The following is a 22,700-nucleotide window of genomic DNA, read 5'->3' as shown; positions in this document are numbered from 1 at the left end:
AATTAGGCGATCAGGCCACGCCCGGAAATTTCTGGTGGAACGACCGCAAAAGGTCGCTCATCACCTGTGGATTGCGATAGTGCCGCGGCAGCCTTACGTCGAACATGCCGAGCACGTGGGCTGGCCGCTGCGCCAGCACGATGATGCGATCCGACAGCATCAGTGCCTCGCGCAGATTGTGCGTTACCATCAAGGCGGTCGTAGGCCGCGCCGACCACACGGTCAAAAGCAGGTGCCGAAGCCGCTCGGCGGTCCGTTCGTCGAGCGAGGCAAAGGGCTCGTCCAGGAAAAGCACCGCCGGTTCGGTGGCGAAGGCCCTGGCAAGCGCTGCCCTGCGCGCAAGGCCGAGCGAAAGCTCGGCCGGATAGAGCGAGCGCATGCCGGCGAGGCCGAGCGTGTCGAACAGCCCGTCGAGGTTCTTCGTTCTCAGGCCTTTCGGCAGCGCCAGCCTGACATTCTGCTCCACCGTCCGCCACGGCAGCAAGGTTGGTTCCTGGAATACGGCGGCGATCCGGTTAGAGCCGCCTTCAGGCAGTTGGAAGGACCCTGAAAAGTCCTTGTCCAGTCCAAGCAGGATGCGCAGCGTCGTGGTCTTGCCGCAGCCCGACGGCCCGAGCAGGCAGGCGAATTCGCCTTGCCTGACCTCGAAGGAAAGGTCCTGGAGCGCCGTGACCGAGACGCCTTGCGCGGACCTGAATATCTTTTCGGCGATGTCGACCCTAAGCGGGACGGCGGCGCCAACGGGTTGCATGTCGTTCAACGGGCTGCACCAGAAGGAGTTCGATGACAAGCATCACCGCCACGAAAGCCAGCGTGTAGGCAAGAATGGCGGCGACGTCGAAGAGCTGGAAATAGAGATAGATCTGGAAGCCGACACCATTGGAGCGGCCGAGCAGTTCGACCACCAGGACGATCTTCCAGATGAGGGCGATGCCGGATCGCGAGGCGGCGGCAAGATAGGGCTGCAGTTGCGGCAGCAGGACGTGGCGGATGCGGTCGAGGGGACCGAAGCGGTAGACGGCGGCCATTTCGGCGTAACCTGGGTCAAGCGCCCTGGCGCCCTCGCGCATGGTCACCACGACATTCGGGATCTTGTTCACGGCAACCGCGCCGATCGCCGCCGCCTCGTTGAGGCCGAACCAGATGTAGGCGAGCACGATGACCACCAGCGCGGGAATGTTGAGAAACAGGATCACCCAGGGACTGAAAAATCGGTCCGCGGCGCGGTAGCTGCCGAGGAAAACGCCAATGACCGAGCCGACGACCATCGCGATGATATATGCCGCGGCAACCCGGCCGAGCGTCGCGCCGAGATGGTAGAAGAGGTCGCCGTTCGCCGCCTCCGCGAGCAGCACCTGCCAGACCTGTCCCGGCCCTGGAAAGGCACGGCTCGGCCAGGCATTTGCCGCAAAGCCCCACAGCAGGCAAAGCCCGAGCAGGGAGACCGCGATCGTCAGCACGGGTGCCACCGCCGTCGCAAGGCCGGATTGGCTGGAACTGTCGGCCGCGGCGCTAGGCGCGCGATCGCCGGTGTCAGGCGCGGTCATTTCGGAAGCTCCTGCCAGAACGTGCCGGGCGCCATTTCGGGCGCGCTGCCGACCAGCTTTTCGCCGCCGATCTCGGCCAGCACGCGGTAGAGCCTGCCGGCGTCGGCCGCATCCTCGGCGACGGGGCGCCTGGGAATGCCCTCGCGATAGCGGTCGCGCAGTTTTGCCAATTCCTTGCCTTGCGCGCGGACAATCGGCGCAAGCCGCAGCCATTCATCGTCGGATCTCGCCAGCAAGTCCTTGGCCTGCGCGGAAGCCTTGATGAAACCCCGGACGGCGTCCGGATTTTCGTTCGCCCATTTGTCATGGAAGACATAGCCGATCGCTGACACGGCGCCTGATGCCCCGAGCGCTTCGGCCGCATCGTTCGCGCCGATCAGCCGACGAAAGCCGTTGGCCTCGAGCCGGGCGCAAAAATGCCAGAAATTGAGCACCGCATCGAGTTCGCCCTGCAGCGCCTTTTCCGAAATCAGCGGCGGCGCGCCAAAGACGATGTCGCTGGTTGTCGGGAGGTCGAGGCCATGATCGCGCCGGGCCAGCGCCTGGATCAGCAGCCAGCTTTTATCGAGCGGCCCGCCGGCGACGCCGATCTTTTTTCCCTTGAGATCGGCGATGGTCCGGATTGGCGATTCCTCCTTCACCATGATCGCCCCGACGGCGGTCGAATAGGGGACCAGTGTAAGGTCGACGCCTGCCGAGCGCTGGCGTGAGACCCACAGCCAGTCGGTCACGATCATGTCGATCGCTCCTGCCAGTATCGCGACGTTGGTTGCATCCTCGCCAGCGAAATCGATGACTTCCAGATCGATGCCATTGGCCGTGTCGAACTTGTGTTGTTTCATGGTGTCAAGCGCCCAACTCACGGTGCCGAACTTCAGCACGCCAATACGAACCTTGGCCGTGCCGAAGGAGGGGGCTGTGCCGAAGGCGGGCCTTGAGACAAGAGCGCGGCTGCTCCAAAGGCTGCCAGACGGAGCGTTCCTCGACGCGAAATCATCATGATGTCTCCTCCCGGGGCGGTACTGAGCCAGGGCGCCGATCAGATCGCACGGTTCCTGTTCGGGAAAGCGCATGTCCAGCGCTTGACCTTGAGGGCCGGGTGTTCCTGCGACCATTTCGCGATTTCGCTGGGCGCCAGCACCATACACTGGACGAGAGAGCCACGGCTCTCGAAATAGAGATGTTCGTCTCGGCAGTCGCCTGGATCGGCAATCAGGCAAACCGTCAATATGAGGTCGACCATATCCATTCAGCACCTCTTGCGCGCTTAAAGACGCCCGCTTCGGCGAGATCCGGCCCGATCCGCGAGCCTGGACGAAATCGCCACTGGCCGGAGTCCCGAGGTGCCCATGGAAAACCGGAATGGTTTAAGGCTACGCGTTCGCCCGATGGCCGTCAACAAAGGCGGACAGGCTCTACCGGGCCGGTCTTCTTAACCTCGGGAGGAATGGCGCGGAAAGCTGAAACAAAAAACCCGCCTCGGCGGCGGGTCCTCACGGGCGTCATTGGCGCAAATCAGCACCATGAATAAATTCCTATCATAGCTGCCGTCACGTGTCAAGTTGAAGCTACATTTGAAAGCTATCCACGGTTGCCAGACGAGGGGCTGCGCCGACCTCGACAAGTGGAAGCGATTGCTTGTGCTCCGCGTTCTCTAAATCTTTGCGTGGTTGACATCCCTCATCGGCCGGGTAGCTTCCAAGGTGCAGGCGCCGCAGCTTCACAAGGGAGAGGCGGATTCGCTCTGCCATAAACGACGCATGCCGATGATCAAACAACGGCATGCGCAATCGTCCAGGGCACCTTGACGATCAATGAGGAAATGCCATGCGTGCAATCGCGTTTTTCGCCGTCGTGTCCGTTGCGACGTTCATCACGAACCCCTCCCAGGCGCAGGACGCCGCCGCGGGTGAGAAGGTCTTCGCCAAATGCAAGGCCTGCCACGTCGCCGACGAGGACAAGAACAAGATCGGCCCGTCGTTGAAGGGCGTCATCGGCCGGACGGCCGGCACGCATCCGGGGTTCAAATATTCCAAACCCATGACCGAGGCGGGTGCATCCGGCGTCAAATGGGACGACGCCACGCTGACGACCTACCTTAAAGATCCCAAGGCCATGGTCAAAGGTACGAAGATGGCGTTTGCCGGTCTCAAGAAGGACGAGGACCTCGCCAACGTCATCGCCTATCTGAAGCAATTCTCCAAATAACCCGGTTCCGCAGGAAGTAACCCGGCTTCGCCGGCCGTTCGAACGTTCGGCCGGCGCCCCGCCCTGGCGGTGGGCGCCGCCGGTCAAGCGGCGTCCTGAAGCCTCCGCATCGCGGAAGGCAGGTCGAGGAGGCTGTCGCAAACGAGGTCGGCGCCAAGCTCTTCAACGGGAACTTGGCTGTAGCCGCCATGCAGCAGGATGACGGGCATGCCGGCGGCGCGCGCGGCGGCCACGTCGGCGCTGCTGTCTCCGACCATCAGTGTCTCACGAGGTTCGACCTGGAGCTGGTCGAGCGCCAGCAGCAGGGCGTCGGGCGCCGGTTTCATGTATGTCACCGCGTCTCCGCCGACGATCGCGCCGAGATACTCCGTCAGCCCAAAATGCAGCAGGATTTCGCGCGCCGCCAACTGCGGCTTGTTGGTCACCACGCCCATGGCGATGCCGCTCAGGTGGAGGTGCGTGAGGACCTCCTTGACGCCAGGCATCAGCCTTGTCAGGCCGGTCAGATGCCGGCGGTAGATCGGCATCATGACGCGGTTGGCTTCATCGAGCGCGCTGCCGAGGAGCGGCGATCCGGAAGCCGTGAAGGCCCGTTCGACCAGTTTCCTGATGCCGCCGCCGATCATCGCCTTGACCTGTTCCAGGCGCAGCGGCGGCAGATCGCGGCCGGCCAGCAATTCGTTGACCGCGGCCGTTATGTCAGGCGCCGAATCGACCAGCGTGCCGTCGAGATCGAACAGGATCGCCTTTGGCGATCGAAAAGGCCTACCCGCGCCGACGTTCATGCGGCGTCCTTCCACTTGATCGAGCAGCCGATCGAAGCGATCTGGTCGAGCGGCCCGTCGCCGGTTCGGGCAACCTGCTTCATCGCCTCGAACAGGTCGCGCCTCAGCCCTGGCGGTCCGGCGTCTCGTCGCGACGCGTCAAGCCGGCCGCGATATTGCAGCGTCAACTCGCTGTTGAGCCCGAAGAAATCCGGCGTGCACACGGCGCCATAGGCACGCGCCACCGTCTGGCGCTCGTCATGGAGGTAGGGGAAGGTGAAGCCGTTCGCCCTGGCGAAGAGCTTCATGTTGTCGAAGGAATCATCCGGATAGGCGTCGGCATCGTTGGCGTTGATCGCGACAAAGCCGATACCTTCCGCCTTGAGGTCGTTGGCATCGCGCACGATGCGTGAAATCGCCGCCTTCACATAGGGGCAGTGATTGCAGATGAAGGCCACCACCAGCCCGTTCGGGCCGGCGTGGCTGAAGATCGAATGCGACTTGCCGTCGATGCCGGGCAAGACGGCATCGACGGCTTGCCAGCCGAAATCGCAGACAGGTGGGATTGCCGCCATATTTGCCCTCCGATGAAACGGTTTACGCGGCCTTCCGGATCGCCCCGTCGGCCGCCTGCCTGATGGCGCCGATATTGGCACGATAGGCAGCCTCGGTGCCGCCCTTGAAGATGGCCGAGCCGGCGACCAGCACATTGGCGCCGGCCGCGGTGACCAGCGGAGCGGTCTCGGGCGTGACGCCGCCGTCGATCTCGATGTCGATCGGGCGGTTGCCGATCAGCGCCTTGACCCGCCTGACCTTGTCGACGACGGACGAAATGAAAGCCTGGCCGCCGAAGCCCGGATTGACCGTCATCAGAAGCACCAGATCGAGCCGGTCGAGCACATACTCGATGACGCTTTCCGGCGTCGACGGATTCAGCGATACGCCGGCCTTCTTGCCGAGATTCCTGATCGCCTGCAGCGAACGGTCGAGATGCGGCCCGGCCTCGGCATGCACCGTGATGATGTCGCAGCCGGCATCGGCGAAGGCGGCGAGATAGGGGTCGGCCGGCGCGATCATCAGATGGCAGTCGAAGACCTTGTCCGTTCGATCACGGATCGCCTTGATCACCGGCGGACCGAAGGTGATGTTGGGCACGAAATGGCCGTCCATCACGTCGAGATGAATCCAGTCGGCATCCGCCCGGACAACCGCTTCGACCTCGTCGCCGAGCCGCGAGAAGTCCGACGACAGAACGGAAGGGGCGATGATGGTTTTTCGCGTCATTTGGTTTCTCCTTCCTTGGTTTTAGTGAAGACCCGGGTTTTAGTGCGAAGACCCGGGTTTTAGCGCGAAGACCCGGCTGGCGGTGATATCCTCGGCCGAGATCGTCGACAGCGCCCGGGCATCGAGCGGTCCGTTCGCACTTTCGAACAGGCGGTTCGCCTGCCTCAGCCGTGCGCGGTCGAGCGCGTTGCGGATCGAACGGGCATTGGCGAAATGCGGCTGCGCGCGGCGTCGCGCGATGTAGTCGGCCATTACGGCGGCTGCCGCATCGTCGAGCAGGTAATTCTGCTGGTCGAGCATCTGTTCGGCAATCCCAAGCAGTTCCTCGTCCGTGTAGTCGGGAAAGTCGATGTGGTGGGCGATGCGTGATCGGAATCCCGGATTGCTCTCGAAGAAGCGGTCCATGCGCTGCGCGTAGCCGGCGAGGATGACCACGAGATCGTCACGCTGGTTCTCCATCACCTGCAGCAGGATCTCGATCGCCTCCTGGCCGTAATCGCGCTCGTTCTCCGGCCGGTAGAGATAATAGGCCTCGTCGATGAACAGCACCCCGCCCATCGCCTTCTTCAGGATCTCCTTGGTCTTGGGTGCGGTGTGACCGATATACTGGCCGACCAGATCGTCGCGCGTCACTGAGACCAGGTGGCCCTTGCGGATATAACCCAGCCGATGCAGCAGGTCGGCCATGCGCAGCGCAACAGTGGTCTTGCCGGTGCCGGGGTTTCCGGTGAAGCTCATGTGCAGCGTCGGCGTGTCATGGGCGAGGCCCATGCGGCGCCGCGCCCGCTCGACCAGCAGAAGCGCCGCCGTCTCGCGGATGCGCTTCTTGACCGGGGCGAGCCCGATCAGGTCGCGGTCGAGTTCGGCCAGAACGTCCTTGACGCCGGAACTTTCGAATTCCTCGCGCAGGTCGATCGCCACTGGGACGGCGTTCTCTGGCACTTCGGTTTCAGCCATGGCTGGCGCCGACATCGCATTCTCCTGTTTCTCGACGGTCAGCCGTACCTGGCCCCGGCCGGCCTGTCCGCGGCGTAGGGTTTGGTGGTGTAGCGGATCATGCGGCCGGCCGTCTCCTGCCGCTCGAGCCGGTAGCCCGGTTCCTCGGCCGGCCGGTTGACGATGAAGGAGAGCTTCACCGATTCCCAGCCATGCGAGGAATCGAAGGCGACGACGCGGATATAGCGGTCGCCATAGACCTTGCGGCAGGCGTTGAGCTCCATGATCAGCGCCGCCGCATCGGGGTTGTCGAACATCGGGTGGCCCCACATGTCCCAATAGATGTTGCGCGGATGCGGATCGTCGGTGAACTCGAGGCTGACGGCCCATTTGTTGTCGATGCAGTACTGAACCTGCGCCCGGATCTGATCGTCGGTCAGGTCGGGCAGGAAGGAAAAGGCCCCTTGGGTGATGCGCATTGTCGATCTCCTTATTCAGCAGCCGTCGCCACCGGGACAAAGTCCGGCGTATCGGTCGAGGCGTAATTGAAGGTCACGTCCTTCCAGACATCGAGCGCCTGTCGCAGCGGCAGGCAAGACCTGGCGGCGTGCTCGAGAATCTCAGTCCCTTCCCGCACATAATCGCGGCCCTCGTTGCGGGCGAGGATCATGCATTCGAGCGCCACCCGGTTTGCGGTGGCGCCGGCGGCGATACCCATCGGATGGCCGATGGTGCCGCCGCCGAACTGCAGCACCACATCCTCGCCGAGCAGGTCGAGAAGCTGGTGCATCTGGCCGGCATGGATGCCGCCGGATGCCACCGGCATCAGCTTGTTGAGCGATGCCCAGTGCTGGTCGAAGAAGATGCCGTTCTCGAGCCGCTTCGGGTTGAAGTCGTCGCGGCAGACGTCGTAGTAGCCCTTGGTCGTCGCCGGATCACCTTCCAGCTTGCCGACGACGGTGCCGGCATGGATGTGGTCGACGCCGGCAAGCCGCATCCATTTGGCGATGACGCGGAAGGAAACGCCGTGGCTCTTCTGGCGCGTGTAGGTCGAATGGCCGGCGCGATGGAGATGCAGGATCATGTCGTTCCTGCGCGCCCATTTCGCCATCGACTGGATTGCCGTGTAGCCGATGACCAGGTCGATCATGACGATGTTGGAACCGAGCTCCTTGGCGAAGTCGGCGCGTTCGTACATGTCCTCCATGGTGGCCGCGGTGACGTTGAGATAGGTCCCCTTGATCTCGCCCGTCTCGGCCTGCGCCTTGTTGACGGCCTCCATGCAGTAGAGAAAACGCTCGCGCCAATGCATGAAGGGCTGCGAGTTGATGTTCTCGTCATCCTTGGTGAAATCGAGCCCGCCCTTCAGCGCCTCGTAGACGACACGGCCGTAATTGCGGCCCGAAAGGCCGAGCTTCGGCTTGACGGTGGCGCCGAGCAGAGGGCGGCCGAACTTGTCGAGGCGCTCGCGCTCGACGACGATGCCGGTCGCCGGGCCCTGGAAGGTCTTCACATAGGCGACCGGAAAACGCATGTCTTCGAGCCGCAGCGCCTTCAATGGCTTGAAGCCGAAGACGTTGCCGATGATCGACGCCGAGAGATTGGCGATCGAACCTGGCTCGAACAGGTCGAGGTCGTAGGCGATATAGGCGAAATACTGCCCGGGCGCGTTTGGCACCGGGTCGACCTGATAGGCCTTGGCGCGGTATTTCTCGGTCGCCGTCAGCCGGTCGGTCCAGACCACCGTCCAGGTCGCGGTCGAGGATTCGCCGGCGACGGCGGCCGCGGCCTCTATCGGGTCGACGCCATCCTGCGGCGTGATCCGGAACACCGAAATGATGTCGGTGTCCTTCGGCTCGTAGTCGGGCTCCCAATAGCCCATCTTCTTGTATTCCATGACGCCGGATCTGTAGCGGTCCTTGCCGGTGACGGTTTCGGATCTGTTGTCGGGCATGGCACTGGTCCTTTCCTTTTTGGTGGACCGCCGCTCAGGCGGCTTTCGCGGTTGCGATATGCGGGTCGAGTTTTCCCGCGGCGTAACGTTTCGCCATCTCATCCATGGCGATGACTTTGATCTTCGAGGCGTTGCCGGCGGTGCCGAAGCGCTCGAAGCGGTCACGGCACAGGTCGCGCAGGGCGTCCATGGCGGGTTTAAGGAATTTGCGCGGATCGAATTCGTGCGGGTCCTCCGTCGCGACGCGGCGGAACTGCCCGGCCATGGCCATGCGGCAATCGGTGTCGATGTTGACCTTGCGCACGCCGTAGCGGATGCCGCGCTCGATCTCCTCGACCGGAACGCCAAAGGTCTGGGGCATCGCGCCGCCATATTTGTTAATGATGTCCTGCAGTTCCTGAGGCACCGAGGACGAGCCATGCATGACCAGATGCGTGTCGGGCAGCTTTTCGTGGATCGCTTCGATCACCTGCATGGCCAGGATGCCGCCGTCGGGCTTGCGGCTGAACTTGTAGGCGCCGTGCGAGGTACCGCAGGCGATCGCCAGCGCGTCGACCCGGGTGGCGGTCACGAAATCGACCGCCTGATCGGGATCGGTCAAAAGCTGGTCGTGGGAAAGCGCGCCTTCGGCGCCGTGCCCGTCCTCGGCCTCGCCCTGGCCGGTTTCCAGCGAGCCGAGCACGCCGAGCTCGCCTTCGACGGAAGCGCCGACCCAATGCGCCATGCGCGCGACGCGTTCGGTGATGGCGACGTTGTAGTCGTAGCTGGCCGGCGTCTTGGCGTCCGCCATCAGCGAGCCGTCCATCATCACGGAGGTGAAGCCGTGGCGGATCGCCGAAAGGCAGGTGGCTTCGTTGTTGCCGTGATCCTGATGGATGCATAGCGGAATGGCCGGATGCATTTCGGTCAAAGCCTCCATCATCTTGGCCAGCATGATGTCGTTGGCATAGGAGCGGGCGCCGCGCGAGGCCTGGATGATGACCGGCGCGTCGCAGGCCTTGGCCGCCTCCATGATGGCGAGGCCCTGTTCCATGTTGTTGATGTTGAATGCCGGCACGCCGTAACCGTGCTCGGCGGCATGGTCGAGAAGCTGGCGAAGAGTGATGCGGGCCATTGTGGGTCCTCCTAGATGATGAGCTTCAGTGCCGCCGCGGCGACGGCCTCGGGCGTGATGTCGAAATGCCGGTAGAGATCCGGGGCAGGGGCGCTGGCGCCGAAACCGGCCATGCCGACGAAAGCGCCGGTGTCGCCGATCCAGCGGTCCCAGCCGAGCCGCGCCGCGGCTTCGACCGCGATGCGCGGCGCGGAGCCCAGAACGGATTTTCGGTAGTCGACGTCCTGCTCCTCGAAAAGCTCCCAGCACGGCATCGAGACAACCGCGGCGGCGATGCCGTGCTCGGCTTCCAGCCGTTCGGCGGCGGCAACGGCGATCTCGACCTCCGAGCCGGTGGCGATCAGCGTCACGGCCCGGTGCCCGGCTGGCTCGCGCAGGATGTAGGCGCCCTGGCTGGAGCGGTTCTCGTTGCTGTGTGCTTGGCGCAGCATCGGCAGGTTCTGGCGCGACAGCACCAGCACGCTCGGCCGGTTCTCGCTCTTCAGCGCCAGTTCCCAGCATTCCGCCGTTTCGATGATGTCGGCCGGACGGAAGACGTTGAGGTTAGGCGTGGCCCGCAGCATCGCCAAATGCTCGACCGGCTGGTGGGTGGGGCCGTCCTCGCCGAGGCCGATGGAATCGTGCGTCATCACATAGACGACGCGCTGGCCCATGAGTGCCGAGAGCCGCATCGCGCCGCGCGCATAGTCGGCGAAGCACAGGAACGTGCCGCCATAAGGCACGAAGCCGCCATGCAGCGCGATGCCGTTCATGGCCGCGGCCATGCCGTGCTCGCGGATGCCGTAGTGGATGTAACGGCCGGTATAGTCATCCGGCGCTATGCGGTTCATGCCCCTGGTGATCGTCAGGTTCGAATGCGTCAGATCGGCGGAGCCGCCAACTGTCAGCTCGGTTGCGGCATTGATTGCGCCCAGCGCCATTTCGGAGGCTTTTCGCGTTGCAACCTTGGTCGCCTTCTCGACATGCTCCTTGCGGAAAGCGCCGAGCGCTTCGAAGACCGCCTCGGCCAGCTTGCCGGCGACCGCGCTCTCGAAGGCCTCGCGCCGCGGCGAGGCGGCAAGCCGCTGCTGCCAGGCGTGCCGCGCCGCTTGCCCGCGCCCGGCAATTTCGCGCCAGGCGAAAAGGATGTCGTCCGGCACTTCGAACGGCGCGTGGGACCAGCCGATGTTTTGACGCGTGGCAGTGATCTCCGCATCGCCCAGCGGCGCGCCATGCGTCTTTTCCGAACCGCCCAGATTGGGCGCGCCCTTGCCGATCACCGTGCGGCAGGCGATCAAAGACGGCCGATCCGACTGCTGCGCCGCTTCGATTGCCGCGGCGACGGCTTCCGTGTCGTGGCCGTCCACCGATTGGACATGCCACCCGGCGGCTGTGAACCGGGCCGGCTGGTCCATCGATGTCGACAGCGACGTCGGTCCGTCGATCGAGATCGCATTGTCGTCCCACAAGACGATCAGCCGGGAGAGCTTCAGGTGGCCGGCAAGGTCGATCGCCTCGTGGCTGATGCCTTCCTGCAGGCAGCCGTCGCCGGCGATCACGTAGGTGAAATGGTCGACGAGATCGGCGCCGTGGCGGGCCGCGAGCATGCGCTCGGCCAGCGCCATGCCGACGGCGGTCGAAATGCCTTGTCCAAGCGGACCGGTTGTCGTCTCGATGCCAAGCGCATGGCCATATTCGGGATGTCCGGCGGTGCGGCTGCCCAGTTGGCGAAACCGCTGCAGTTGCTCGATCGGCATGTCCTCGTAGCCGAGCAGGTAATGCAGCGCATATTGCAGCATCGAGCCGTGCCCGGCCGACAGCACGAAACGGTCGCGATCGGGCCAGTCCGGCGTGGACGGATCGATGTCGATGAAGCGGCTGAACAGCACCGTCGCGACATCAGCCATGCCCATCGGCATGCCCGGATGACCGGAATTGGCCTTTTGGACGCTGTCCATCGCCAATGCGCGAATGGCGTTGGCCATATCGCGCTCCGAGACGGCGGCGGCGACGGACTTCAGGGCTGCTTGGCTGGTCATGGCGTCCTCCTCACGACACGCGTTTCTTGCGTTCGATCAATTGCAGGATGAGCGGCGTCAGGATCAGCTGCATGGCAAGGTCGAGCTTGTTGCCTGGCACCACGATGGAATTCGGCCGCGACATGAACGAGTCGTGGATCATCGAAAGCAGGTATGGGAAATCGATGCCGCGGGGATTGGCGAAGCGGATGACCAGCATCGATTCGTCGGGCGTCGGAATCCAGCGCGCGATGAACGGGTTGGACGTGTCGACGATCGGCACGCGCTGGAAATTGATGGCGGTCTGCGAGAATTGCGGGACGATGTAGCGGACATAGTCCGGCATGCGGCGCAGGATGACGTCCATCACCGCCTCGGTGGAATAGCCGCGCGTTGCGCGGTCGCGATGGATCTTCTGGATCCATTCGAGATTTATGACCGGCACCACGCCGATCTTGAGGTCCGCGTGCCTGGCCAGGTCGATCTTGTCGGTGACGACGCAGCCATGCAGGCCCTCGTAGAAGAGCAGGTCGCTCGGAGGGAATTCGCGCCATTCGGTAAATTGTCCCGGCGGCGTGCCGTACTGCTTCTCCTCGTCCTCGTCATGGATGTAGGTGCGGGTCTTTCCGGTTCCCCGGCGGCCATATTCCTCAAACACCTCTTCGAGGATTGCGAGCTCGTTGGCCGCGGCATTGAAGTGGGTGAAGTTCGGATTGCCCGCCTTCTCCTCCTCGGCCACTTTCGCCTTCATCGCGGTGCGGTCGTAGCGATGGAAAGCGTCGCCCTCGATGAAGGCGGCCTCGATGTTCTCGCGCCGGAAGATCAGCTCGAAGACGCGCTTGACCGAGGTGGTGCCCGCGCCCGACGACCCGGTGATGGTGATGATGGGATGCTTTGCCGACATGGTGCTCAGGCCCTGAAAAGGCCGCGGCGGCTGAACAGCGGCGCACGCTCGCCGATAGCGCTGGGCTCGGTGTGGTAGCGGGTGATGCGCGCGACTTCCCGCGCCGATCCGAACACCACGGGCACGCGCTGGTGCAGGCTCTCGGGTTCGATCTCGAGGATGCGGGTGATGGTGTCGGTGGCGGCGCCGGCCGCCTGTTCGACGAGATAGGCGATCGGGTTCGCCTCGTAGACGAGGCGCAGCCGCCCCTGGCGGTAACCCTTGCGCTGGTCGCCTGGATACAGGAACACACCGCCGCGCATCAATATCCGATAGCAGTCTGCAACCAGGGATGCGATCCAGCGCATGTTGAAATCCTTTCCGCGTGGGCCTTCTGTGCCTTCGAGGCAGTCGTCGATGTAGAGGCGCACCGCCTCGTCCCAATGCCGGTAGTTGGCGGCGTTGATGGCGAACTCCTGGGTGCGCGCGGGGATGATCCGGCTCTCGTAGGCCTGGACGAAGGTGCCGAGCCTGGTCGAGAGAACGAAGACATGCGTGCCGCTGCCGAGCGACAGAACGAGCGCCAGCTGCGGCCCATAGATGAAGAAACCGGCGCCCAGCAGGTTCACGCCTGCCTGCAGAAAAGAGGCGGCCGGATTGCCATCCGGCGCGCCAGTTGCAGGGAGGAGCGAGAAGATCGTTCCGATCGACACGTTGGTATCGATGTTGGAAGAGCCGTCGAGCGGGTCGATGGCGATGGCGAGAGGCGCCTGCCTGTCGAGCAGGACCGGCTGCTCCAGTTCCTCGGAAGCGTAGAGCGCGACCGGAGCGTGGCGCATGGCGTCGAGGAAGATGTCGTCGGCGAAGATGTCGAGATCCTTCTGCATGTCGCCGTCGGCGTTGGCGCTGCGGGTTCCGGCAAAGGCGGCGCCGAGCACCCCTTGATTGATGGTGTTGCGGATCTTGGTGGCGGCCTGCGTCAGCTGACGGATGGTCGCGACGACCGCGGAGCGCAGTTCGTCGGGCGGGCCGAGATAGGAATTCAGAAAAGCGTCGAGCGTTGCCGCTGGCATCGTAACCTCCCGATCCAGCCGCATCTCCTCGGAGGCCGGATTGGCAAATGAAAACAAACGATGCCGGATAAGTAAAATTCAATAACTTTACTTCGGCAGTAAAAAAAATTTAGTGTGCCGTATGAGAAACCTCACGCTCAAGCAATTCAAGACCGTTCAGGCGATCATCAGCCACGGGAAAATCGTTAGCGCCGCCAAGGTGTTAGGCTTGTCTCCTCCAGCTGTGACGATCCAGCTGCGGCAGGTGGAGGAGGAGTTCCAATTGGCCCTGTTCGACCGGACGTCGGACGGCATGCGTCCCACTGCCGCAGGTCTGGCCTTCGTCGAGACGGCGCAGGCGATCGAGGAGCGGCTTCGTCTGCTCGAAGACAGGATGGATGCGATCAAGGGCGTGCGCACCGGCAGTCTGAGGCTCGGCGTCGTTTCCACCGCCAAATATTTCGCGCCGCGGCTGATGGCCGGCTTCATGAAGGAGCATCCCGACATCGACATGCGGCTCGCCATCGGCAACCGTGCCGAAACGATCGACAGTCTGAAGAACCACGACATCGACATCGCGCTGATGGGACGCCCGGCCAAGGAAGTCCCGGTGCGTGCCTCGGTCTTCGGCGATCACCCGCTGGTCATCATCGCGCCGCCCGACCACCCGCTGGCGTCGGCACGCGACATTAGCAAGGAGCGGATCGCCGAAGAGCATTTCATCATTCGCGAGCCCGGTTCCGGCACGCGCATCTCATTGGAAATATTCCTGAGCGACGTGCCCGGCCGCATCGACGATCTCGGCGTCGAGATGGGCTCGAACGAGACGATCAAGCAGGCGGTGATGGCCGGTCTCGGCATCGCCTTCATCTCCGCCCACACCATCGCCGCGGAAACCGAGGCCGGCCGGCTGGTCATCCTCGACGTCGTCGGCATGCCGATCCGCCGGCAATGGTTTTCGGTGATGCGCACCGATCACGCGGTCTCGCCGGCCATGGCGACGTTCCACGATTTCCTGATGCGCAAGGGCGCGATGTACCTGCCGCTGTTCGGCAAGCTCTATCCGCACGCCAGAGCGGGATGACGCTGGACGGGGAAGTCGACCCTAATGACCGACATATCCGAGAAGGGGTGGAGAACGCTCCGGCGACCGTTGGCGTTAGATAAGCAGTATGTTATGTTGCACTGCGAAAAGAACGGGGGCCACGTCCTCACGCCTGTAAGCGATCTGTACGTGCGACCCCTGCAGACTGGTCGGTATTTCGGAAACCTCCCGGGCAATGAGGTTCGGGAATTCGATGGGGACAAGGGGTAATGCTCTACACACTCGTTATGATGGTCTGCCTGACCGATGTGCCGCAGACCTGTGAACAGCGCGAACAAATGGTGGACGGCCTGGCGATGAATCCCGGGACCGCCTTCATGCAGGCGCAGCCGCTGGTGGCCCAGTGGGTCGAGACACATCCCGGCTATTTCGTGCAGCGCTGGCGCGTGCTGCCCGGCCGGGGGATATGAGATCCGCCGCGAAGATCGGATAAGGTCTATTTCTTCGCGGCGAGCGTCTCCGAGACAGTCTTGGACAGTTGATAGAGCCGCTGCTCGATTATCGTCGGCACGTCACAGACATAAGTCAGCGACTGTACGCGTTCATTGAAAATTCGCGTTGCGAATTTCAGCTGTTCGGTTCGCCGTTCGACATCGTCTGGATCCGCATCGGGCTTTGCCTGCAATGCATCGACGCCGGACGCTTCCTTGCGCAATTCGGCGGCCATCTGGAGCTGCTTGTGGGCGTAGCGGGAAATGCCCGACATCACGTGCGAGCGCTCGGCGTCCATGTGGTCGAACATGCCTTGCACCAGCATCGCCATTTTCGGTGCAAGCTGCTCAGCCGGCATGGCGGCGGCGAAATCCCTGATCTTCTTCTGGGCTTCCGCAATCGGTATCCGCCGGGCCGCCACCTCCTCGACCAGGGCGGAAATGGCGGGGTCCTTCGACCAGTCCTTCGCCGCCGGGGGAAGCTCCGGCCCGTTCCAGATCTGGCCGAGCGAGAGTTGCGGCACCTTGCGCTGTATGCAGGGCCAGTCCGGATCGGCGTTTGCCGCATTGGCTTTCATGCTTGGCGCGAGCATGGCAACCACAACCAGGCTGCGAACAAGGCTCATTCGTGCCATCAGGCATTTCCTCCCGTGTCCTGTTTGCGGGTTATCAGGCCACGCGAAGGGTCGTAGGCGATGATGGCGGCGGCAAGGAACAGCAACGTGCAGCCGGCAACGACGCCCAGCGACAGCCAGTCGATCTGGCCGTAGAAGGCGAAGCGGATCAGTTCGACGGCGTAGGTGAACGGATTGGCGAGGCAGATCTTGTAAAGCAGCGGGCTCGCCTCCTGGATGCGCCATAAGGGGTAGAGCGCGGGAGAGGCAAAATAGCCGGGAAAGATGACGAAGTTCATGATGCCGGCGAAGTTTTCGAGCTGCTTGATCATCGAGGACAAAAGCATGCCGAGCGCGCAAAGCATCATGCCCGACAGGAACAGCGCCGGCAGCACCATGAGATAGCCAAGCGGCGGCGCCTTGACGCCCCAGAACCAGGCAACGATCAGGAATGCGTAGACCTGCGCGATCGATACGGAGACGCCGGCGAGCATCTTCGATACCAGCAGGAACCAGCGCGGGAAGGGGCTGACCAGCAAAGTGCGCATGTTGCCCATCTCGCGGTCATAGACCATCGACAGCGAAGACTGCATGCCCGAGAACAGCAGGATCATGCCGCACAGGCCCGGCGTGATGTAGACCTCGTAGAGCACGTAGGTCTTGTAGGGCGGGATGATCGATACGCCGAGCACCTGCCGGAATCCGGCGGCAAAAATGAACAGCCAGATGAGCGGCCGGACCAGCGAGGATATGAAGCGCTCGCGCTGATGCAGGAAGCGCAGGCACTCCCGCAGGACGACGCCTTTGAGGCAGATGAGATAGTGGCGCAGGCCGAACGTCTCGAACCTTACCGGCACGATGCCCGCGACTTTTTCGGGCGTTGCGGGAGCGCTCATGGCGATATCTCCGCGCTGCCGGCAGGTTCGATGCGGCTGAGCCTTGAAAAGGCGTCGCGGATCGAACCGGCACCGCTCGCCCTGACGACATCGGCCACCTTGCCCTTGGCGACCAGCTCGCCCTGCCGCAAGACGACGGCATGGTCGCCGTCTTCAACCTCATCGATCAGATGCGTCGCCCACAGCACGCCGATGCCCTCGGTTTCGACGAGCTTGCGGATGGTGGCGAGAATGCCCGCGCGCGACTGGATGTCGAGGCCGACGGTCGCCTCGTCGAGCAGCAGCAGGGACGGACGGTGGAGCAGCGCCCTGGCGATCTCGATGCGCCGCATCTGGCCGCCGGAAAGGCTGCGTGCCTTGTCATGCTGACGGCCCTGCATGTCGACTATGTCGAGCAGCGCGGCAATACGCTGCCGGGCCTCGCGTCCCCCGATGCCATGCAGCGAGGCGTGGTAGGAGAGGTTCTGGTGGACGCTGAGATCGAGGTCGAGCGTGCGGGCCTGGAACACGATGCCGACACGCCTGAGCGCTTCGCCCGAGGCGCGGCTGACGTCATGGCCGAAGATGCGGATCGATCCGCGGCGCGTGTCGTAAAGATGGCTGATCAGCGAGAACAGGGTTGTCTTGCCGGCGCCGTTGAGGCCGAGAAGAACGGTGAAAGTCGCCGGCGCGATCGAGAACGAGACGTCGTTGAGCGCCCGCTTCGGCCCATAGGAATGGCCGACACCGGCGACATCGAGCGCCGCCACCTCATCTCCTGGCCCGCTTGTCTTCACATGCTGCACGCCGGCTGGCTCCTTGTCGTCGACGATAGTCTAGCGCCCGGGAATCTAGCACATCGCCAGTCTGGCGCCCGGGGAGTCTAGCGCACCGGGCTCGATCGCGCAGGCCCTGCTTTCCGGTGACCCTACTTGCCGGTGATCCTACTTGCCAGTGATCCTACTTGATCGTGATCGTGCCTTTCATGCCCTTGTCGGCGAGGTCGGGCACCGACCATGTGTAGATGCCGGGCCTTACGGTGGTGAACTGTACCTGGATGGTGCCGTCGGCGTCGAATTCGAGCCATGCGGGTGCGCCGTTCATGTGCACCTCGAGGTCGTTGATGACGATCTGGTTGTTCCACACATTGCGGAAGAGGTCGGTATGGAATTTGTATTCCAGCCCGCCGGCCGCGGTGATCTTCCAGCGATAGCCCTGGCCGGCGATCAGCTGGAAGTCCTTCTGGTTGACGGTGAACTGGTCTTCCTTGGCGCCGAGGATAAGTTCCGGCACGTCCTTGCTGGCCCGGGTTGCCTTCTCGGTTTCGGGACTGGCGTCCGTCTTGGTGGCCGCACCGGCGGCTGCGTCATCGTCATCGTCGTCCTGCGCCCAGGCGTGGCCTTGCGTCAGTGCCACGCCGACCAGCGCAGCGAACGCATGCATCCGAAATTTCCGCATGATTTCCTACCCTTGTGCTGTTTTTCTGTTGATTCAATTGGGCGAGACGACGATGCCCCACGGCAGCGCGCCGACGGTCACCGACTGCACCGGCTCGTCGGTCGCCACGTCGATGAAGGTGATGTCGTTCGACACGCCGTTGGTCGAGATGATGGTCTTCTGGTCCGGGGTGAAGGCGAGCTGCCAGACGCGTTGGCCGACCAGCACGTATTTCTCGACCTCGTATGTCTCGGTATTGATCACCGCGACGCGGTTGGCCGGTCCGAGCGCCACATAGGCTTTCTTGCCGTCGGCGGTGATGCGCACGCCGACCGGCTGTATGGATTCGGCCCTCAGGCCTGATATCTCGAAGGTGATCTTGTGGACAATCTCGCGCGTTTCATTGTCGATCACCGAAACCGTGCCGCCGATCTCGGCACTCACCCAGGCCTGCTTGCCGTTGGGCGTGAACTCGACGAAGCGCGGGCGCGTGTCCACCAGCACGTTGTGGGTGATCTCGTGGGTCGTCGTATCGATGAAATGCGCCATGTTCGTCGTTTCCGACGTGTTGACCATGGTCTTTCCGTCCGGGCTGATGCCCATGCCTTCCGGTTCGACGCCGACGGGGATCTCGGTCAGCACCTTCTTGCTCTCTATGTCGATGACGGTAACGAGATTGTCGTCCTCATTGGCGACGTAGAGCGTCTTGCCGTCAGGCGAGAGCACGAAGAGCTCCGGGTCAGGCCCGGAGGGCAAGGTATCGACGATCTCAAGGGTTGCCGTGTCGATCACCTCGATCGAATCATCGTCGCTGGCGCAGAGATAAACGTGCTTGCCGTCATGTGAGATGGTGATGCCGCGCGGACGCTGCCCGACATTGACGGTCTTCACCACCTGCATCGTCGCGGTGTCGACGACGCTCATCGTGTTGTCCTTCTCGTTGGAAACATAGGCGGTGTAGGCCGCCGCCGGGCCGGTCATGAAGCCGGCCGCGAGAATGGCGAGCGCGTAAGCTGCTCTCTGCACTGAAATCCCTCCCAATTGGTTCTACTCAAGCACGCATTTCGTTTCCGGCTCATCGACCCCGAGCGTATCGAGCTCGGACACCTGGTGCAGAAAACCTTCCTGCGGCGATGTCGAGACGACCGACCGGTTGTCGCCGAGAAAGATCGGCTGCCGCAACTGCTGGTTCCACTTGCGGAAGGTCAGTTTCTGACCTTTGAAGGCGGCGATCGAAAAATCGTCGGAGCGGATGAAGTCGGTCATCTTTTGCGGGTCGGCGCCCTGCGTGCGGGTCGCGGCCTCGCCGAGGATGCGCACCGCGGTCCACGCCGCCATGTCCTTCGATATCATGCGGCGGCCGTTTGCCTTGGCGAAGCGGTTCTGGATCTGGGTGCCGCCCCATTGCTCGCTGGCCGGATGCCAGGCCGACGGGGTGAGGCCGGCGGTGCCGGCGACCGGCCGCGCAATCCAGGTGCGGAATGGAACGTACGTGCCGAACACCTCGCTCTCGTCGGCGACCAGCAACACGTCGTGCTCCGGCAGGTCCTGGGTGAAGACCGGCATCTGCCGCTGGATCTGGACGACGCCGGAATCGGTCCGCCGTGCCGTGCCTGTATCCTTGAACTCCTTTTCACCGACGATCTCGCCGCCGAAGCGCGTCGCCGACCGGCGCAGCGCCTCGGCGAAAAGCTGGTCGCGCTCGTGCGAGCCGTAGATCAGCACCCAGCGCCGCCATTGCTTCCAGATGAGATATTGCGCCAGCCCGTCGGCCAGCATGCTGCGCGTCGGGATGGTGTGGAAGATGTTGGCGCGGCACTCCTCCTCGCGAAGACTATCGTCGGTGGCGCCGGCATTGAAGATCAAGACGCCATTGTCGCGGGCAAGATCGGCGATCGACAGCAATTGCCTGGCCGAGAGGTCCGCGACCACATAGCGGTCGCCCTTGGCGATCATTTCCTGGAAGGCCGGAACGACGTCCGCGTCCGGCTTTACCTCGGTCATGTCGAGGCTGAATTTCTGGCCGAGGAAGCTGCCGGTCGTGTTGTTGTCGGCAATCGCCACATTGGCGCCGGCAACACCTTCATCGCGCGGCGGGACGTCGATAACCGACAAAGCCAGCTGCGGCGCATAGGCGCGCAAATAGCCTATCTTGATTTCGGTTATCTTTTTCTCCGGCTTGGCCGTTGCGGACGGCGACGCTTCCTGGGCGAGCGCGCCGGGAACGTTGACGGTCAGGGAAAAAAGCACAAAAAGGCCGCGAGAGTGCACGGCACCGCGCTCGTCATCGATAAAATTACCCGTTCTTGCGCTAAAGTCCGATTGTTGTCGGACCGGCGCGAAGTCAAGGTGCCCATGATGAGCTTAGCTGACCCGCAAAATTTATCAAACCCTGAAAGTGGACTTATTGCGTCTGCTTTAGTTCCATGCCTTTTCGCCGGAACGGCAGGCGGGCGGATTTCGGTATACGGACTAAGCAGACTTCGTCTGCTTAGGTCTTTGCTTATCGCAGGTTCTTGTCGCAAAACCGTGGGACACTTTTGCGGAACCTGCTTAGAGATCAGCAATGCCATTGCTATGGAACCTGCCGCCGATGAGGCAGTGGACGAATCCTGGCACGGGAAGATCAATCGTCTCAACAAGGGCGCCCTGTCGCCGGAGAAAGTCCAATGACCAGAATGCTGGGCAGCGTCACCGGCGTCGACGAGGCGGAGATCGCGCTTGCGGGCGGCGTCGACATCGTCGACCTGAAGGACCCGAAGGCGGGAGCGCTGGGCGCGGTATCCACGCAAACGCTCAGTCGGACTATTTCGCTGATTGCCGGCCGGGCGCCGGTCAGCGCCGTTTGCGGCGACCTGCCGATGGAACCCGAAACGATCCGCGCCAAGGCCGAAGAGATCGCCGCGACCGGCGTCGACTACGTCAAGATAGGCTTTTTTCCGTCGGCAAATGCCGCCGCTTGTGCGCAGGCGCTTGAACCGCTCGCCGAGCGAACGAAGCTGATCGCCGTGCTTTTCGCGGATCTGGCGCCGGATTTCGAGCTTTTGCCGACGTTCGCCAAACATCGCTTCCATGGCGCCATGGTCGACACCGCGAACAAGGCAGACGGGCGGCTGCTCGACCATCTGCCGCCCGAGCAAATCCCGGGGTTCGTCGATCGAGCGAAATCGCTTGGTCTCATGGTTGGCCTGAGCGGATCGCTGGAAGCGCCCGACATTCCGCGCCTGTTGCCCTTCGCTCCCGATTTTCTCGGCTTTCGCGGGGCACTGTGCGGCGACTCCGGCCGCACCGGTTCGATCAGCGCCGAGGCGGTTTCGCAGATCCGCGAGCTGGTCCCGGAAGTCTCCCGGGCTGGCGGCGCGTCGAGCGTCGACTACCGGCTGCTGGCGGCGAGGGGCTATTCGCCGGGCACCGACCCGACACTGGGCACCGACAAGATCTTCGTGCGGGATTTTGTCCTTCCGGTCCAGATCGGCGCCTACAGCTTCGAGCACGGCCATACGCAGAAGGTGCGTTTCGACGTGAGCGCCGACGTGCTGCAAGTCACCGACCATCCCGAAGACATGCGTCATGTGTTCTCCTACGACATCATCATGGACGGCATTCGCACCATCGTCGCACGGGGCCACGTCCAGCTCAGCGAGGCCCTGGCCGAGCAGGTGGCGACGTACATTCTGGAGAACCCGCGTGTCGTGCGCGTCACGGTAAGGGTGGAAAAGCTCGAACTCGGCCCGGGTGGCGTCGGCGTCGAGATCGAACGCAAGCGCCAATCGGCAGGCCGCGGCGTTGCCTCCGGCTCTGCCGGGCGAAAAGGCCAAAACGCTGTTTCGCAGCCGCGACAGGAAAAGCCCGAGGTCGTCAGGCGTGCTGTCGTCAAGCTTGGCGGCAGCACGGTCCGTGCGGCGGAACTGGAAAGCTGGATCGCGGCGCTGGCGGGTTCCAAGCTGCCGGTCGTCATCGTGCCCGGCGGCGGCCTCTTCGCCGACCAGGTGCGCGAGACGCAGATCCGCATGGATTTTTCCGACACCGCCGCCCACGCCATGGCGATCCTCGCCATGGAGCAATTCGGCCAGGTCATTCTCGACCGTGACGAAAGGCTGGCGCCGGCGCGGTCGCTGGAAGAAATGGCGCGGGCGTCGGACGCCGGCAAGGTCCCGGTGTGGCTGCCGTCGTCATTGGCCCTGTCGGCGCCGGACATTCCGGCGTCCTGGGATATCACCTCCGATTCGCTTGCCGCCTGGCTTGCCGGCAAGCTTGGCGCGAAGGCGCTGCTGCTGATCAAGCAGACCGGCGCCTTCTTCGGCAGCGACACCATCGACAGCTTGGGTACCAGAGGCATCGTCGACGCCGGCTTCGCCGCCATGCTGCCCGACGGCGTCGATTTCCATCTCGCCGGCCCGAAAGATGCCGCCGGGGCCGGGACGCTGCTCGCGGCGGGCAATCTGCCCGGCGTCGCGATCGCGGCCCCTGTCCGGCCGGCAAGAAAAGCAGGGTAGGCG

Annotated in this window: 24 protein-coding genes; 4 read left to right on the top strand and 20 right to left on the bottom strand. The window is 63.4% G+C overall.

Translation table 11 applies throughout. The features are described 5' to 3' along the window. Nucleotides 1–10: 10 nt before the first annotated feature. From EJ066_RS29905 to EJ066_RS29890, 4 genes are all read right to left on the bottom strand, one after another. Entirely contained in the window at nucleotides 11–751 is a 741-nt protein-coding gene (locus EJ066_RS29905) for an ATP-binding cassette domain-containing protein (RefSeq protein WP_126044108.1), read from the bottom strand. After that, nucleotides 720–1,547, bottom strand: coding sequence for an ABC transporter permease (locus EJ066_RS29900; RefSeq protein WP_126043476.1), 828 nt, complete (start codon nucleotides 1,545–1,547; stop codon nucleotides 720–722). The genes EJ066_RS29905 and EJ066_RS29900 overlap by 32 nt, the downstream gene beginning before the upstream one ends. Beyond that, nucleotides 1,544–2,389, bottom strand: coding sequence for an ABC transporter substrate-binding protein (locus EJ066_RS29895; RefSeq protein ID WP_245455033.1), 846 nt, complete (start codon nucleotides 2,387–2,389; stop codon nucleotides 1,544–1,546). The genes EJ066_RS29900 and EJ066_RS29895 overlap by 4 nt, the downstream gene beginning before the upstream one ends. A 197-nt stretch (nucleotides 2,390–2,586) precedes the next feature. Further along, nucleotides 2,587–2,796 carry a hypothetical protein gene (locus EJ066_RS29890; protein ID WP_126043475.1) on the bottom strand — a complete coding sequence of 70 codons (210 nt, stop codon included), beginning with the start codon at nucleotides 2,794–2,796 and terminating at the stop codon, nucleotides 2,587–2,589. Between the two features lie 578 nt (nucleotides 2,797–3,374). Between EJ066_RS29890 and EJ066_RS29885 the strand changes: the two genes are divergently transcribed. Then, on the top strand, nucleotides 3,375–3,755 hold the full coding sequence (locus EJ066_RS29885; protein ID WP_126043474.1) for a cytochrome c family protein: 381 nt from the start codon (nucleotides 3,375–3,377) through the stop codon (nucleotides 3,753–3,755). Between the two features lie 83 nt (nucleotides 3,756–3,838). Here the strand turns inward: EJ066_RS29885 and gph are convergent, their stop codons facing one another. The 10 genes from gph to EJ066_RS29835 are packed head-to-tail and all read right to left on the bottom strand — an operon-like array spanning nucleotide 3,839 to nucleotide 13,760. Next, the gene (gph, locus tag EJ066_RS29880; protein ID WP_126043473.1) at nucleotides 3,839–4,540 is read right to left on the bottom strand and encodes a phosphoglycolate phosphatase; all 702 of its coding nucleotides are present in this window, start codon (nucleotides 4,538–4,540) and stop codon (nucleotides 3,839–3,841) included. Next, nucleotides 4,537–5,094: a thioredoxin family protein gene (locus EJ066_RS29875; protein ID WP_126043472.1), complete on the bottom strand. Its 558-nt coding sequence runs from the start codon at nucleotides 5,092–5,094 to the stop codon at nucleotides 4,537–4,539. Before EJ066_RS29875 ends, gph begins: the two co-directional genes overlap by 4 nt. 22 nt (nucleotides 5,095–5,116) lie before the next feature. Beyond that, nucleotides 5,117–5,803, bottom strand: a complete 687-nt coding sequence (gene rpe / locus EJ066_RS29870; RefSeq protein WP_126043471.1) for a ribulose-phosphate 3-epimerase — start codon at nucleotides 5,801–5,803, stop codon at nucleotides 5,117–5,119. 39 nt (nucleotides 5,804–5,842) lie between these two features. Next, entirely contained in the window at nucleotides 5,843–6,775 is a 933-nt protein-coding gene (cbbX, locus tag EJ066_RS29865; RefSeq protein ID WP_245455032.1) for a CbbX protein, read from the bottom strand. Between the two features lie 23 nt (nucleotides 6,776–6,798). Continuing rightward, nucleotides 6,799–7,218, bottom strand: a complete 420-nt coding sequence (locus tag EJ066_RS29860) for a ribulose bisphosphate carboxylase small subunit (RefSeq protein WP_126043470.1) — start codon at nucleotides 7,216–7,218, stop codon at nucleotides 6,799–6,801. A gap of 11 nt (nucleotides 7,219–7,229) precedes the next feature. Continuing rightward, nucleotides 7,230–8,693, bottom strand: coding sequence for a form I ribulose bisphosphate carboxylase large subunit (locus tag EJ066_RS29855; protein ID WP_126043469.1), 1,464 nt, complete (start codon nucleotides 8,691–8,693; stop codon nucleotides 7,230–7,232). A 34-nt stretch (nucleotides 8,694–8,727) separates the two neighbouring features. Then, on the bottom strand, nucleotides 8,728–9,807 hold the full coding sequence (gene fba, locus EJ066_RS29850) for a class II fructose-bisphosphate aldolase (protein WP_126043468.1): 1,080 nt from the start codon (nucleotides 9,805–9,807) through the stop codon (nucleotides 8,728–8,730). Nucleotides 9,808–9,818: 11 nt separating this feature from the next. Then, the gene (gene tkt / locus EJ066_RS29845) at nucleotides 9,819–11,825 is read right to left on the bottom strand and encodes a transketolase (protein WP_126043467.1); all 2,007 of its coding nucleotides are present in this window, start codon (nucleotides 11,823–11,825) and stop codon (nucleotides 9,819–9,821) included. Between the two features lie 10 nt (nucleotides 11,826–11,835). Continuing rightward, nucleotides 11,836–12,708: a phosphoribulokinase gene (locus tag EJ066_RS29840; protein ID WP_126043466.1), complete on the bottom strand. Its 873-nt coding sequence runs from the start codon at nucleotides 12,706–12,708 to the stop codon at nucleotides 11,836–11,838. Between the two features lie 5 nt (nucleotides 12,709–12,713). Beyond that, complete coding sequence (locus EJ066_RS29835) at nucleotides 12,714–13,760, bottom strand: class 1 fructose-bisphosphatase (protein WP_126043465.1); 1,047 nt, start codon at nucleotides 13,758–13,760, stop codon at nucleotides 12,714–12,716. Nucleotides 13,761–13,881: 121 nt separating this feature from the next. Between EJ066_RS29835 and EJ066_RS29830 the strand changes: the two genes are divergently transcribed. Continuing rightward, on the top strand, nucleotides 13,882–14,823 hold the full coding sequence (locus EJ066_RS29830; RefSeq protein WP_126043464.1) for a LysR family transcriptional regulator: 942 nt from the start codon (nucleotides 13,882–13,884) through the stop codon (nucleotides 14,821–14,823). A 230-nt stretch (nucleotides 14,824–15,053) separates the two neighbouring features. Then, the gene (locus EJ066_RS29825; protein ID WP_126043463.1) at nucleotides 15,054–15,254 is read left to right on the top strand and encodes a hypothetical protein; all 201 of its coding nucleotides are present in this window, start codon (nucleotides 15,054–15,056) and stop codon (nucleotides 15,252–15,254) included. Nucleotides 15,255–15,280: 26 nt separating this feature from the next. On the opposite strand, the gene EJ066_RS29820 is transcribed toward EJ066_RS29825, so the two are convergent. The 6 genes from EJ066_RS29820 to EJ066_RS29795 all read right to left on the bottom strand — a co-directional run bounded on the left by EJ066_RS29820 (nucleotide 15,281) and on the right by EJ066_RS29795 (nucleotide 20,451). After that, entirely contained in the window at nucleotides 15,281–15,910 is a 630-nt protein-coding gene (locus EJ066_RS29820; RefSeq protein ID WP_126043462.1) for a hypothetical protein, read from the bottom strand. Beyond that, entirely contained in the window at nucleotides 15,910–16,785 is an 876-nt protein-coding gene (locus tag EJ066_RS29815; protein WP_126043461.1) for an ABC transporter permease, read from the bottom strand. Before EJ066_RS29815 ends, EJ066_RS29820 begins: the two co-directional genes overlap by 1 nt. Next, nucleotides 16,782–17,570: an ATP-binding cassette domain-containing protein gene (locus EJ066_RS29810; protein WP_126043460.1), complete on the bottom strand. Its 789-nt coding sequence runs from the start codon at nucleotides 17,568–17,570 to the stop codon at nucleotides 16,782–16,784. Before EJ066_RS29810 ends, EJ066_RS29815 begins: the two co-directional genes overlap by 4 nt. Nucleotides 17,571–17,724: 154 nt before the next feature. Continuing rightward, entirely contained in the window at nucleotides 17,725–18,207 is a 483-nt protein-coding gene (locus EJ066_RS29805) for a hypothetical protein (RefSeq protein WP_245455031.1), read from the bottom strand. A 48-nt stretch (nucleotides 18,208–18,255) separates the two neighbouring features. Continuing rightward, nucleotides 18,256–19,182: a YVTN family beta-propeller repeat protein gene (locus EJ066_RS29800; RefSeq protein WP_189644578.1), complete on the bottom strand. Its 927-nt coding sequence runs from the start codon at nucleotides 19,180–19,182 to the stop codon at nucleotides 18,256–18,258. A gap of 66 nt (nucleotides 19,183–19,248) precedes the next feature. Next, the gene (locus tag EJ066_RS29795) at nucleotides 19,249–20,451 is read right to left on the bottom strand and encodes an ABC transporter substrate-binding protein (protein ID WP_126043457.1); all 1,203 of its coding nucleotides are present in this window, start codon (nucleotides 20,449–20,451) and stop codon (nucleotides 19,249–19,251) included. Nucleotides 20,452–20,870: 419 nt separating this feature from the next. On the opposite strand from EJ066_RS29795, the gene EJ066_RS32300 reads away from it, so the two are divergent. Beyond that, complete coding sequence (locus EJ066_RS32300) at nucleotides 20,871–22,697, top strand: (5-formylfuran-3-yl)methyl phosphate synthase (RefSeq protein WP_126043456.1); 1,827 nt, start codon at nucleotides 20,871–20,873, stop codon at nucleotides 22,695–22,697. Nucleotides 22,698–22,700 lie beyond the last annotated feature (3 nt).

Source organism: Mesorhizobium sp. M9A.F.Ca.ET.002.03.1.2, from assembly GCF_003952365.1.
Classification (GTDB): domain Bacteria; phylum Pseudomonadota; class Alphaproteobacteria; order Rhizobiales; family Rhizobiaceae; genus Mesorhizobium.
The sequence above is the reverse complement of the archived record's forward strand: the minus strand, read 5'-3'. Positions and strand labels throughout refer to the sequence as shown.

Excerpts from the sequence above, each read along its gene's own strand:
- EJ066_RS29905 (WP_126044108.1), bottom strand. The coding sequence starts at position 751 with ATGCAACCCGTTGGCGCCGCCGTCCCGCTTAGGGTCGACATCGCCGAA.
- EJ066_RS29900 (WP_126043476.1), bottom strand. The coding sequence starts at position 1,547 with ATGACCGCGCCTGACACCGGCGATCGCGCGCCTAGCGCCGCGGCCGAC.
- EJ066_RS29895 (WP_245455033.1), bottom strand. The coding sequence starts at position 2,389 with ATGAAACAACACAAGTTCGACACGGCCAATGGCATCGATCTGGAAGTC.
- EJ066_RS29890 (WP_126043475.1), bottom strand. The coding sequence starts at position 2,796 with ATGGATATGGTCGACCTCATATTGACGGTTTGCCTGATTGCCGATCCA.
- EJ066_RS29885 (WP_126043474.1), top strand. The coding sequence starts at position 3,375 with ATGCGTGCAATCGCGTTTTTCGCCGTCGTGTCCGTTGCGACGTTCATC.
- gph (WP_126043473.1), bottom strand. The coding sequence starts at position 4,540 with ATGAACGTCGGCGCGGGTAGGCCTTTTCGATCGCCAAAGGCGATCCTG.
- EJ066_RS29875 (WP_126043472.1), bottom strand. The coding sequence starts at position 5,094 with ATGGCGGCAATCCCACCTGTCTGCGATTTCGGCTGGCAAGCCGTCGAT.
- rpe (WP_126043471.1), bottom strand. The coding sequence starts at position 5,803 with ATGACGCGAAAAACCATCATCGCCCCTTCCGTTCTGTCGTCGGACTTC.
- cbbX (WP_245455032.1), bottom strand. The coding sequence starts at position 6,775 with ATGTCGGCGCCAGCCATGGCTGAAACCGAAGTGCCAGAGAACGCCGTC.
- EJ066_RS29860 (WP_126043470.1), bottom strand. The coding sequence starts at position 7,218 with ATGCGCATCACCCAAGGGGCCTTTTCCTTCCTGCCCGACCTGACCGAC.
- EJ066_RS29855 (WP_126043469.1), bottom strand. The coding sequence starts at position 8,693 with ATGCCCGACAACAGATCCGAAACCGTCACCGGCAAGGACCGCTACAGA.
- fba (WP_126043468.1), bottom strand. The coding sequence starts at position 9,807 with ATGGCCCGCATCACTCTTCGCCAGCTTCTCGACCATGCCGCCGAGCAC.
- tkt (WP_126043467.1), bottom strand. The coding sequence starts at position 11,825 with ATGACCAGCCAAGCAGCCCTGAAGTCCGTCGCCGCCGCCGTCTCGGAG.
- EJ066_RS29840 (WP_126043466.1), bottom strand. The coding sequence starts at position 12,708 with ATGTCGGCAAAGCATCCCATCATCACCATCACCGGGTCGTCGGGCGCG.
- EJ066_RS29835 (WP_126043465.1), bottom strand. The coding sequence starts at position 13,760 with ATGCCAGCGGCAACGCTCGACGCTTTTCTGAATTCCTATCTCGGCCCG.
- EJ066_RS29830 (WP_126043464.1), top strand. The coding sequence starts at position 13,882 with ATGAGAAACCTCACGCTCAAGCAATTCAAGACCGTTCAGGCGATCATC.
- EJ066_RS29825 (WP_126043463.1), top strand. The coding sequence starts at position 15,054 with ATGCTCTACACACTCGTTATGATGGTCTGCCTGACCGATGTGCCGCAG.
- EJ066_RS29820 (WP_126043462.1), bottom strand. The coding sequence starts at position 15,910 with ATGGCACGAATGAGCCTTGTTCGCAGCCTGGTTGTGGTTGCCATGCTC.
- EJ066_RS29815 (WP_126043461.1), bottom strand. The coding sequence starts at position 16,785 with ATGAGCGCTCCCGCAACGCCCGAAAAAGTCGCGGGCATCGTGCCGGTA.
- EJ066_RS29805 (WP_245455031.1), bottom strand. The coding sequence starts at position 18,207 with ATGCATGCGTTCGCTGCGCTGGTCGGCGTGGCACTGACGCAAGGCCAC.
- EJ066_RS29800 (WP_189644578.1), bottom strand. The coding sequence starts at position 19,182 with ATGACCGGCCCGGCGGCGGCCTACACCGCCTATGTTTCCAACGAGAAG.
- EJ066_RS32300 (WP_126043456.1), top strand. The coding sequence starts at position 20,871 with ATGACCAGAATGCTGGGCAGCGTCACCGGCGTCGACGAGGCGGAGATC.